Origin of the sequence: Calidithermus terrae (assembly GCF_003574345.1) — a bacterium.
GTDB lineage: Bacteria > Deinococcota > Deinococci > Deinococcales > Thermaceae > Calidithermus > Calidithermus chliarophilus.
Genome location: NZ_QXDL01000125.1, coordinates 1 through 12,127, shown reverse-complemented (window position 1 = coordinate 12,127; position 12,127 = coordinate 1). Strand labels below are relative to the sequence as shown.

Annotated in this window: 7 protein-coding genes; all 7 read left to right on the top strand. The window is 69.9% G+C overall.

Annotated features, from left to right (window positions below):
• Positions 1-438 precede the first annotated feature (438 nt).
• Positions 439-2,739, top strand: a complete 2,301-nt coding sequence (locus Mterra_RS13820) for a COG1470 family protein (protein WP_147372795.1) — start codon at positions 439-441, stop codon at positions 2,737-2,739.
• A gap of 504 nt (positions 2,740-3,243) precedes the next feature.
• Positions 3,244-3,789 carry a hypothetical protein gene (locus tag Mterra_RS13815; RefSeq protein ID WP_119315701.1) on the top strand — a complete coding sequence of 182 codons (546 nt, stop codon included), beginning with the start codon at positions 3,244-3,246 and terminating at the stop codon, positions 3,787-3,789.
• Positions 3,790-3,889: 100 nt separating this feature from the next.
• Positions 3,890-6,226 (top strand): sialidase family protein, encoded by a 2,337-nt coding sequence (locus Mterra_RS13810; RefSeq protein ID WP_147372793.1) that lies wholly within the window; start codon positions 3,890-3,892, stop codon positions 6,224-6,226.
• 9 nt (positions 6,227-6,235) lie between these two features.
• Positions 6,236-8,614, top strand: coding sequence for an ABC transporter substrate-binding protein (locus Mterra_RS13805; protein ID WP_119315699.1), 2,379 nt, complete (start codon positions 6,236-6,238; stop codon positions 8,612-8,614).
• Between the two features lie 60 nt (positions 8,615-8,674).
• Positions 8,675-9,742: an ABC transporter permease gene (locus Mterra_RS13800; RefSeq protein WP_119315698.1), complete on the top strand. Its 1,068-nt coding sequence runs from the start codon at positions 8,675-8,677 to the stop codon at positions 9,740-9,742.
• Positions 9,739-11,151, top strand: a complete 1,413-nt coding sequence (locus Mterra_RS13795; RefSeq protein ID WP_218022938.1) for an ABC transporter permease — start codon at positions 9,739-9,741, stop codon at positions 11,149-11,151. The genes Mterra_RS13800 and Mterra_RS13795 overlap by 4 nt, the downstream gene beginning before the upstream one ends.
• A gap of 94 nt (positions 11,152-11,245) precedes the next feature.
• Positions 11,246-12,127, top strand: an 882-nt coding sequence (locus tag Mterra_RS13790) for an ABC transporter ATP-binding protein (RefSeq protein WP_147372791.1), incomplete at its 3' end; no start/stop codon positions are given.

The following is a 12,127-nucleotide window of genomic DNA, read 5'->3' as shown; positions in this document are numbered from 1 at the left end:
AAAGCCGTGACCCCGCGCGCAGGCTCCCCAGCACCCGCCCGATCCCGCCGCGGGGGGAGTAGCTCTCGAGGTCGGGCACCGCTACGGTCGGTATATCTTCCATCCTTCGCGCCGGGCCTCCGGAGTGAAGCTACCACATCTGGACGGAGCTAAGCCCGTAACGTGGCCCGGCACGAGGACCGGTCCGGTCCGTAACGCCCCGTGGGAGCTTCCACCCGCGACCGGCCACCGGCGATCTCTGTAAGGAGTCTCTCGCGCGTGAACCTACCCCAGACCCCGCCCCTACCGGGCTTCATGCTTCCTTTAGTCAGGGGAATTTCTCATGAACATGAAGGTTGTTTTAAGGGCCTTTTCAAAATTCCGTTACGCCCGTTATGATTCAATGTCTTTCGGCAACCTGACAGTTGCTGCCAACCCCCTCGAGGAGAACCCCAACCCGTGAAACGACGCCTCCCCCTTCTTGCTCTAGCGCTGGCGATGGCGGCTTGTGTCACGCAGCAGAACCCCGACCCCTCCTTCACCCTCTCCCTCCCCGTTGCCGACAGCAACCCCACGCTCGTTCAGGGCACCCAAAAAGACCTCAACGTCGCCATCGGGCGGCAAAACGGCTTCAGCGAGGCCGTGAGCCTGAGCCTGGAGAAAAGGGGTGGGGGCAGCCTCGCCACCGGGCTCAGCTACAGCTTCAACCCCGGCACGGCCAGCGGCACCAGCAGCACCCTCACCCTCAACGTCTCCACCGGCACGGCCCCGGGGGTATATGACCTGCAGGTCACGGGCACCGCGGGCAGGGCCACCCAGTACGCCTACCTGACCCTCACCGTGCAGGAGAAACCCCAGCCCGGCAGTTTCAGCCTGGCCGTCAACCCCTCCAGCCGCAGCCTCGAGCGCCCTGCCAGCGGGTCGGCCAACGCCAGCGCCGAGGTGAGCATCGTACGCGACAAGTTCAGCGAGGCCGTGAGCCTCAGCCTCGAGCAGGCCGACGGCAAACCCCTGCCCACCGGGGTCAGCGCCGGCTTCAGCCCCGCGAGCGCCACGGGCGGCTCGAGCACCCTCACCCTGACCGTGAGCCCGCAGGCCCAGGCCGGCAGCTACAGCCTGCGGGTCAAAGGCACCGCCGGCGGCACCACCAAGTACGCGCCCTTCACCCTCAGCGTCACCGCCCCTGCACCGCCGCCGCCCCCGCCGCCACCCCCTCCCGGCGGCGCCAACCTCACGCTGCTGCGCAGCTACACGTGGATGCAGAGTAGCCCCGAGGGCGACCAGCCGGCCGTGGAGGCCATGTTCTACCGCCCCCGCCAGTTCAAGAGCGGCGTCACCATCCCCGACGAGCAGAACCACGGCGCCATCGACGACGCGGGCGCCTACCAGGGCTGGGACGTGCTCACCCCGCCCAACGGCGGCAAGCACGGCGGGGTCTGGCAGTACGACAAGCCGGTGTTCGTGCGCCTCACGCTGAGCCGCGACGCCCGTCTGGCGGTGGTGTGGCGCGCCGACCCCGCCAGGGTGCCCAATTGGCTCAAGAACAACTGGAGCGAGCAGGGCAAGGTGCGCATCGCCGGGCAGGACCGCCGGGTCTTCGTCAAGAACTTCAGCGCCGGCCAGGTCGTCGAGCTCGGCTCGGTCTACGACCCCGGCCAGCGCCAAGCCCAGAACCTCGAGACGTACTGGGTCCTCTTCGCCGAGAAGGACGGCACCCCCCCGGCAGAGCCCCCGCAGCTCGGGAGCCCCGCCGCCGAGCCCAACAAGGCCTGCCCGCAGTGGGTGCACGACCAGTACACCACCGAGGTCACCATGCCCAACGGCGCCAAGCGGGTCCTCGCCACCTGGCACCCCCAGGTCGACCCCGTCTACTGGTGCTACTTCGGCCACGACCACGGCTCCGACCCCGGCCTCCTGGCCCCCGGCTACAAGGTGGCCTTCGGCTACGTCCAGGACGATCTGCACAACAGCGGCGTGCTGCCCGAGCCGCACCCGGGCTTCAAGAACTACGTGTGGGAGCGCGACGGCTACCGCTGGCTCTTCGTCCACCACTTCGGCACCGGCGGCGCGGGCCGGGTCTGCCGCCAGTTCCACAGCCTCGAGGTCGCCGTAGCCAGCGCGAGCACCGGCGAGATCGTCGCCAAGCTTCACATCAACACCGACTTCGGCCCCTCCACCAACAACAACACCGACCTCCCCCTCGAAGCCACCTGCCCCCAGGGCGTCCTCACCCCCTCCCAAGTGGCCGACCAGAGCAACGGCGAGCGCAAGATCCACGTCTACGACGGAACCCAGGGCAGCCTCAACGGCTACGAGCCCTGGCGCTCCGACGTGTCGGGCAACATCCTCGGCCTCGACCTCGGCGGCCTCACCTTCGACACCGTCAACCCCATCACCGCCTGCACCGGCCCCGTGTGCAGCAGCCTGATGCGCATCGGCAACAGCACCGGCGAGACCCGCCTGTTCTCCTTCGCCACCGACCCGGGCGGCCCCGCGCTCTCCATCGACGCCTCCAAAGCCCCGGGCGGCGGAGGGGAGTTCTTCACCGACGTCTACGGCAAGAAGCTCCTGCCCCCCTCCGACCCCGGCGCCGTCCGCCAGTACGTCAAGCCCGGGCTGCGCCTCGAGGTGCGCAACCCCCGGCACACCGAGTGCTTCACCCGCGACGCCTTCTTCATGTTCTACGAGGGCTGTGACCTCGCCGCCAACGTCCCCCAGGCCTTCATGAACATCGAGGGCGCCCTTACCGACAAGAACTAGCCTTCCTCGCTTCCCTCCCTCCTCTCCCCCACGTTTCCTCCTGGCGTGGGGGACTCTTCTTGGGAGCATTAAGCCTCCCACCCCTTCCACGACCTTGGATTCACTTCGTAAACTCTACCCATGCGCGTTTATGATGAGCGTTCCAAGGAAGGGATAGCCTCGAGACGACAACCCAGCGCGGCAGTGGGGGAGCGAGGGCTCGAGCTCCGGCTCCGCAACGGCAGGCGTCGGTTTGCGCTCTGGGCGCACGTCCGCTACCTCTCGCCTGGAGCGCTCGTGGTAGACAGGCATGGGTCGAGTTTACGTATTCAATCCAAGGTAAGACAAGGGCTGAAGCTTAATCTTCTTCGGAGGAGGTCCAACCGCTCGAGGCCCCTCGAGGCCCGCCCCGGCGTCTCGTCACACCCTCCGCCAATTGGCGTAATTCGCTCCACCGCCCGTCTGCCGAACAAGGTATTGGCTCCCCTTTTCCTGCGGGCCGCCAGGCTCTATCCTGAACGACAAATGAAAACAACCTCGTCAAACCCGCACCCCGGGCAGGGGCTCCTCTCCGGCTTCGCCAAGTGGCTGGTGGCCGCAGGGCTGGTGGTGGCGCTGGGCGCCGGGACCCCCGCGCAACCCTCCGCCCCCGCCGACCCCTCTTTCCTCGCCCAGACCAACGACGCCGAGCGCCTGCGCACCGCGCTGGGCCAGTTGCGCAACCTCGCGGGGCCGCTCGAGGCCGACCGCCTCCTGCTGGCCGAGCTGCGCAAGAACTTCCCCGACGACCTCGAGGAGGGCCAGGCCTACCTCGAGCGCCTGAAGGAGCTGGCCTTCAAGTCCGACCCGGTGCGCCTGGGCCCGCTGGCCAACCGCATGGTCGAGAAGTCCGGCCCCTACCTCAAGTGGCGCGACAAGGACTACACCACCGCCGAGGAGGCCGCCCGCGAGTACGCGCGGGGCGGGGCGCGCGAGTTCCAGAACCTCTTCAGCGAGTTCAACAACGCGGTCCTGCAGACCGTGGTGACCCACCTCGACGCGCTGCTCGACCAGCTCGAGGCGGTGCGCTGAGCCCGGGCTGGGCCCGGCCGGGGCTCATCCGGCCCGGCCCTTCGACCCGTATAAACCACCGAAGAAAGCCAGAAAGCGGTTCGCCCGCGGAGGTAGCTGAATGACCAGTCGTCTGCTCAAAAGTTTGCTGTGCGCCGGAGCGTTGGGCCTGGGCGTGGGGATGGCCCAGGGCTCCGGCCGGTTCATGGAGGTGCGCGCCGGGAGCGTGCCCGGGCCCATCGACTTCCTCAAGCCCCTCGGCCCGCACCTCTCCGGGCGGCTGTGGCTGCTGACGCAGGGCATGGAGCCCCGCCTCACGGCGGCGCTGGCGGGCGAGCGCGAGGGCGAGGGGTTCCGCAGCGAGTACCAGCGGGTGATGGGCCTCTTCCGCTCCTTCAGCAACCCCATGCTGCAGGCCCCGGGGGCCGCCGCGCTGGTGCCCTACCGCGAGCCCGGCCCCGCCTTCAGCCGCGGCGTGCTGGTGACGCGCGACCTGGGCGACATCCCCATCCAGACCGAGCCCCACCTGGCGATCAACCCCAAAGACCCCGACCACCTGGTGATGGGCGTCATCGACTACAACATGGCCTCGCTGGTGAGCTACGTCAGCCAGGACGGCGGGGGGAGCTGGGAGGGGCCCTTCCAGGCCCCCTACCTGCTCGACGACCTGGGCACCGGCGGCGACCCGGTGCTGGCCTTCGACCGCCAGGGCCGCCTGTTCATGACCGGCATCTCCATCGGGGTGGAGGAGTTCGAGGTCGGGCCCTTCGTGCTGTTCACGGTGGTCTCGAGCATGTCCATCGCCCGCTCCACCGACGGCGGCTTCAGCTTCCCCGACACCTTCTCCTCCGCCCGCTCCACCGTCAACACCGACAAGCTCTCCACCGACCGCCAGGGCCGCGTGCGCGGGGAGATCTCGGTGGGCTTCCTGGATAAGCCCTGGATCGCGACGGGGCCCAACCCCAAAGACCCCGCCAAGGACGTCGTCTACGTGGTCTACACCGACTTCGAGAGCGTGTACGAGCCGTTGTACATCGACGAGATCCTCACCCTCTCCGCCCGCGAGACCCGCACCACCATCCGGCTGGTGAAGTCGGAGGACGGCGGGGTGACCTGGAGCAAGCCCCTCGCCATCAGCCCCACCGTGCGCGAGTCCTACGGCGAGGGCGACGGCAACCCCGGCGACGGCGAGGCGGTGGGCAGCCAGCGGGTGGTGCAGGGCGGCAGCGTGGCGACCGCCGCCGACGGCTCGGTCTACGTGGCCTACTTCGACTCCACCAACGACGAGAGCTTCCGGGGGCAGGGCGAGATCTACCTGGCCCGCTCCACCGACGGCGGCAACACCTTCGCCAAGCCGGTGGTGGCCTCGAGCTTCAACGAGATCCCCTTCCGCCCGCGCACCAACAACTTCCGCTTCTGGGCCAGCAGCTTCCCGCAGATCGCGCTGGGCCCGCAGGGCGACGTCTACCTCGTCTACGCCGCCCGCCCCAGCGGCAAGAACGCCGACGACGCCGACATCTACCTGGTGCGCTCGCAGGACAAGGGCCGCAGCTTCAGCCGCCCCAAGCGCCTCAACGCCGACGACACCTCCCGCCTGCAGTTCTTCCCCTCCATCGCCGCCAGCCCCAAGGGCGTGCTGCACGTGATGTGGGGCGACACCCGCGACGACCGCTCGCAGCTTCGCTACCACATCTACTACACCCGTTCGGAGGACCGCGGCGAGACTTGGGGCTTCGAGCTCAAGGAGCAGAACGTCAAGAGCGGCGACGTGCGCGTGACCGACTTCCCCTCCAACCCCAACAAGGGCTTCCCCGGCGGGCAGTTCATCGGCGACTACTTCTCGATCCAGGCCACCGACGAGGACGTGTACATGATCTGGCCCGACACCCGGCTGGGCGAGTTCGGCGGCTTCAACCAGAAGATCGGCTTCGCCCGGCTGCGCTCGCTGCGCCAGCCCGAGATCTTCGCCTCGCCCTCGGCGGGCCCCGGCGGGCAGAGCGTGACCTTGCAGGGCTTCAACTTCCAGCCCGACTCCACCGTCTTCGTGCTGCTGGGCGACGGGGTGATCGCCAGCACCCGCTCCAACCTCGAGGGCCGCTTCACCACCACCTTCTACATGCCCGTCACCGGCGAGGGCCCGCAGAACCTGCGCGCCGTGGACGCCTCGGGCAACCTCGCCAGCGCTGCTTTCTTCACCGAGTTCGGCTTCAACAACGTGCAGACCCTGCTGCGCCAGCTCCAGCAGCCCGCGCCCGCCGCGAACACCCCCTCCAGCGACCCCGAGCTCGCCAAGGTGCTCGCGGAGATCCAGAAGAACCAGACCCTCTACCAGCAACTGCTCACGCAGCTCGCGCAGATCCAGAAGACCAACCAGGAGCTGTACAACCAGCTCATGAAGCGGCTGGAGACCCTGCAGAAGGAAGTGCAGAAGCTGCAACAGGGCCAGCCCAAGCGTTAGGGAGGAGCCATGCTGCGCAAGACGCTGCCCTACGTGGCCCTGGCCGCCCTCGTCGTGGCCCTGGGCCAGAGCGGGGGCTACAAGCCCCCGCACCAGAAGCCCGGCCCCTCGGCCGAACGGCTGGTGTTCCGGGCCTTCAACGCCGACCGCGCCCCCCTCGACCTCAAGGCGGGGCAGATGGACCTCTACCTCTTCAGCCTCAAGACCGCCGCGGCCCAGGAGCTGCGCGGCACGCCGGGGGTCAAGCTCTACCAGGCCCCCGCCACCACCCTCTCGCTCATCCTCAACCCCGCGCCCGCGCCGCAGGGGCAGCTCAACCCCTTCGCCCTCAAGGAGGTGCGGCAGGCGGTGCAGTCGCTGGTCAACCGCGAGTTCATCGCGCGCGACATCTTCCGCGGCAACGCCTTCCCCATGGTCACGCACCTCTCCCCGCGCGACTTCGACTTCCTGGCGATCTACGACCTCGACCGCGGCTCGGGCATCCGCTACGACCCCGAGCGCGCGCGCAACGACATCGCCCAGGCCATGCGCAAGGCCGGGGCCGAGCTGGTGGGGGGCAAGTGGCAGTACCGCGGCCAGCCCGTCCGGGTCAAATTCATCACCCGCGTGGAGGACGAGCGCCGCGAGATCGGGGACCTGGTGCGCTCGGAGCTCGAGAAGGCCGGCTTCACGGTGGCGATGAGCTACCAGACCTTCGCCCCCGCCGTGCTCACGGTCTACTCCTCCGACCCCAAGGCGCTGGAGTGGCACCTCTACACCGAGGGCTGGGGCCGGGGCGCGCCGCAGCGCTACGAGTTCGGCAGCGTCAACAGCTTCTACGCCCCCTGGCTGGGCAACCTGCCCGGCTGGCAGCAGGCGGGCTTCTGGCAGTACCAGAACAAGGAGCTCGACGAGCTGGGCAAGAAGCTCTTCACCGGCGACTTCAAAAGCGAGGCCGAGCGCAACCAGCTCTACCGCCGCATGACCCAGCTCGGGCTCGAGGAGTCGGTGCGGGTGTGGCTGGTGACGGCCGTCAACACCTTCCCCGCCCGCGCCGAGCTCACCGGCGTCACCGAGGACCTGGTGGCCGGGCCGCGCAACCCCTGGGCGCTGCGCGAGGCCCACGTGCCGGGCAAGGACACCGTCACGGTGGGCCACCTGTGGGTGTGGACCGAGCGCACCACCTGGAACCCGGTGGGCGGCATCGGCGACGTGTACTCCAGCGACATCTACCGCAACCTGGCCGACCCGCCGCTGTGGAACCAGCCCTTCACCGGCGAGACCAAGCCCTTCCGCGCCGAGTTCAAGGTGGAGACCGCCGGGCCCGCGGGCAAGCTCGAGGTCGCGGAGGGCGCCGTGACCTGGGACGCCTCCGGCGGCCGGTGGAAGCCGGTGGCCGCCAGCACCCGCGCGACCAGCAAGGTCACCTTCGACTACTCGCGCTACTTCAAGAGCAAGTGGCACCACGGCCAGAGCATCACCATGGCCGACGTGCTCTACTCCATCGCCCAGGGCTACGAGCTGGCCTACAACCCCGAGAAGTCGAAGATCGAGGTCGCCCTCGCCGTCACCAGCCGCCCGCTGCTGGAGACCTTCAAGGGCTTCCGGGTGCTCGACGCCAACCGGCTCGAGGTCTACGTGGACTTCTGGCACTTCGAGCCCTCGCTCATCGCCGGCTACGCCTCGCCCAGCGGGCTGGGCACCCCCTGGGAGCTGTTGGCCGCGATGGACGACCTGGTGTTCAAGCAGCGCCGCGCCGCCTACACCGACACCGCCGCCGCCCGCTTCGACGTGCCCTGGCTGAGCCTGGTGCTCGACAAGGACGCGCGGGCGGTGCTGCGCACCCTGCGCCAGTTTAACGAGGCGGGCACCGTGCCCGAGGGCGTGTTCCAGGTGGGCGGGCGCAGCCTGGTGAGCGCCCAGGAGGCCAAGGCCCGCTACCAGGCCTCCATCGAGTGGTTCAACAAGTACGGCCACCTGGTCGTCTCCAACGGCCCCTTCTTCCTCGCCCGCTACGACCCCCCCGCCCAGTACGCCGAGCTGCGGGCCTTCCGCGACCCCAGCTACCCCTACAAGCCCGGCGACTGGTTCCAGGGCGAGCCCCCCGACCTCGCCATCGGCCGGGTGGACGCGGGCCGGGTGGCGGTGGGCAAGGCCGCCGAGGTCAAGGCCAGCCTGCGCGGCCCCGGCACGCTGGGCCTGCGCTACCTGCTCTTGGAGCCCGCCAGCGGCAAGGTGGTGGCCCAGGGCCAGAGCAAGACCGGCAAGGCCGGCGACTTCAGCGTGACGCTCGAGGCCGGCGCCACCCGCGGCCTCAAGCCGGGGCTCTACCGCCTCTACCTCGCCGCCTACAGCGACAGCCTGGCCGCCGTGGCCGAGCGCACCGTGGACGTCAACGTGACGCCGTGAAGCGTGCGGGCGGCGCGAAGCCTTAGCCCTGCGCCAGACGCCGCCCGCATCCTTTAGAGCATGGACCTCTCCCTCCTCCGACCCCTGCTCTTCCGCGCCCTCACCCTCTTCGGGGTGCTCATCGCCGTGCTGGTGCTGCTGGCGGTGAGCCTGGGGGCCACGGGCTTCTCCGACAAGATCCTGCAGGCCACGGTGGGCGAGGAGCTGCGGGCGCTGCGCACCTCGCTCACCCAGACCATCCGCGACCCCGACCGGCTCGAGGCCGCCCTCGAGGCCCGCCGCCGGGAGCTGCTGGCCTCGTATGGCCTCGACCAGCCCTGGTACGCCCGCATCCCCAGCATGGTCTGGCGGGTGCTCACCCTCGACTTAGGCGAGGCCCGCAACCTGCGCAGCTACGACGGATCGAGCCGCATCGCCGACATCGTGCTCGAGCGCCTGCCCAACACGGTGCTGCTGCTCACCACCGCCACCGTCATCACCGCGGTCATCGGCATCCTGGCCGGGGTGTGGATGTCCACGCGGGTGGGCTCGAGGCTCGACCGCTTCGTGGCCTATCTGGCGGCGGTGTCCTACGCGGTGCCGACGTGGTGGCTGGGCATTCTGCTGGTGCTGGTGCTGGCCTTCGAGCTCGAGCTGCTGCCGCCCGGGGGCATGTACAGCGCCCCGCCGCCCGAGGGGGCCTTCGCCCGCTTCCTCGACCTGCTGTGGCACTCGGTGCTGCCGGTGCTCACGCTGGTGCTCGCCAGCGTGGGCCCCTCGATCTACTCCATCCGCACCCTCACCCTCAACATCGCGCAGGAGGACCACGTCGCGGTGGCGCGGGCCAAGGGGATGCCCGAGCCCGTCGTGCGCAACCGCCACATCCTGCGCGTGGCCGCCCCGCCCATCGTGACCGGGCTGATCCTGGGGCTCGCGGGGAGCCTGGGCGGCTCGATCCTGGTGGAGACCATCTTCGACTGGCGCGGCATGGGGCGGCTGTACTACGACGCCATCGCGGGCACGCCCGACGAGGGCCTGATCGTCGCGCTCACCTTCATGTTCACCCTGCTCTACGTGATCGCGCGGCTGGTGCTCGAGGTGCTCTACGTCTGGCTCGACCCCAGGGTGCGCTACGAGGGGGGCGTGTGAGGCTCGAGCTGCGCAGCGTGCTGCGCGAGCTTTGGGCCACCGGGGCCGGGCGGGCCGGGCTGCTGCTCTTCGGGCTGCTGGTGCTGGCGGCGCTGTGGGTGGTGCTCACCTACCCCCGCGACTTCGGCCCCCGTCGCTGGAGCAACCCCGCCCTGTGGGGCGACTACCCCAAGGCCGCGCCCCCGGCCTGGACCAACCTGCTGGGCCCCAAGCGCCCGGAGCACCGCGTCCTCGAGACCCGCGCCCCCGCCCGCGAGGACGGCGACCTCAAGGTCTACGAGCTGGCCTTCGACTTCCAGGGCCGCCAGCCCCCTACCTTCCTCTCCTTCTCCCTGGCCGACGTGACCTACCGCTCCGGGCCGCCCACCGTCGAGGCGGTGCTGATCCGGCCCGACGGCGGCGAGGTCCCCCTGTTCCGCACGGTGATCTCCGGCCCCTTCGCGGGCGAGGCCCCGCCCTACCGCCGCCACCAGGACGAGCCCTTGCGGGTGGCCCTCGACAGCGACCCCAACGCCGTCGAGGCCACCTACGGCTACCTGCTCGAGCGGGAGCCCGAGGTGGACTACGACGCCGTGCAGCGCCAGTTGCCCCTGGCGCTGTTCGGGCGCTGGGCGGACGGGGGCTTCGTGCCGCTGGAGGGGCGCTACCGGCTCGAGGCCCGCGTGCGGGTGGAAGACCCCGGCGACCGCGTGGGCCGGGTGCGCTTCGTGGCGGGCGGCGCGGTCTACGGCCTCATGGGCACCGACGCCCAGGGCCGCGACCTGGCCCAGGGCCTGCTGTTCGGGCTGCCCATCGCCCTGCTGATCGGGCTGGCAGTAGCCACGCTGAGCACCCTGCTGGGCACCGCGCTGGGCCTGGTCAGCGGCTACGCCGGCGGGCGCACCGACCTCCTGATCCAGCGGGCCGCCGACGTCGTGAACAACGTGCCGGTGCTGCCCCTTCTGATCTTCATGGTCTTCGTGCTGGGGGCGCGGCTGTGGCTGATCCTGCTGGTGCTGGTGCTCTTTAGCTGGCCCGGCCTCACCATCCTGGTGCGCTCGATGGTGCTCTCCCTGCGCACCTCCCCCGAGGTCGAGGCCGCCCGCGCCCTGGGCGCTTCGCGCGGCCGCATCATCGTGCACCACATCTTCCCCCACATCGCCCCCTTCATCTTCGCCACGCTCATCTTCTCGGCCCCCTCCGCCATCCTGGCCGAGGCCGGGCTGAGCTTCCTGGGCCTGGGCGACCCCACCCTGCCCACCTGGGGCCAGATCCTCGAGCAGGGCTTCCGCACCGGCGCGGTCTACCTGGGCTACTGGTGGTGGATCCTGCCGCCGGGGCTTTTGATCGTGCTCACCGCCATCGCCTTCATGCTGATCTCGCTGGGCCTCGAGCCCATCGTGAATCCCCGCTTGCGGAGGGGGCAGTGACGGGGCCGTCGTACGTCGTACGTCCTACGCCGCACGCGTCGTTTCCCGGCGTAAGACGTAAGGCGTACGACGTAAGACCCCCCGGAGGAGGCCCATGCCCCTGCTAGAAGTCCACGACCTCACCCTGCACTACGCCACGCCCAAGGGCCCGGTGCGGGCGGTGGACGGGGTTTCCTTCGCGCTCGAGGCCGGCGGGGAGGTGCTGGGGCTGATCGGGGAGTCGGGGAGCGGCAAGACCAGCCTGGGCGTGGCGCTGATGCGGCTGCTGCCCAAGAACGTCGCGCGCTACCAGGGCAGCGTGCGCTTCCAGGGGCGCGAGGTGATGACCCTCCCCGAGGCCGAGCTGCGGCGCAGCGTGCGCTGGAAGGGCGTCTCGATGGTGTTTCAGGGGGCCATGAACGCCTTCAACCCGGTGCTGCGGGTGGGCGAGCAGGTGGCCGAGCGGATGCTGCTGGAGGGCATCCCCAAGCCCCAGGCCAGGAAGGAGGTCGAGCGGCTCTTGGAGCGCGTGGGGTTGCCCGCCGAGGTGTACGGGCGCTACCCGCACGAGCTGTCGGGCGGGATGAAGCAGCGCGTGGTGATCGCCATGGCCCTGGCGCTCAAGCCCCCGCTGGTGATCCTCGACGAGCCCACCAGCGCCCTCGACGTGATCGTGCAGGCCCAGATCGTCAACCTGCTCAAGGAGCTCAAGCGCGACCTGGGCCTGTCCATGCTCTTCATCACCCACGACCCGGCGCTGGCCTCCGACCTCTGCGACCGGGTGGCGGTGGTGTACGGCGGGCAGATCCGCGAGCAGGGGAGCCTCGAGGCCCTCCTCACCCGCCCCCTCGACCCCTACACCCAGGGGCTCCTCGCCAGCATCCCCCGCCTGCGCTCCGACCTCCTGCCGGGCTTCCTGCGCGGCGCCCCGCCCGACCTGATCCACCCGCCCGAGGGCTGCCGCTTCCAGGAGCGCTGCCCTCACGTCTTCGAGGCC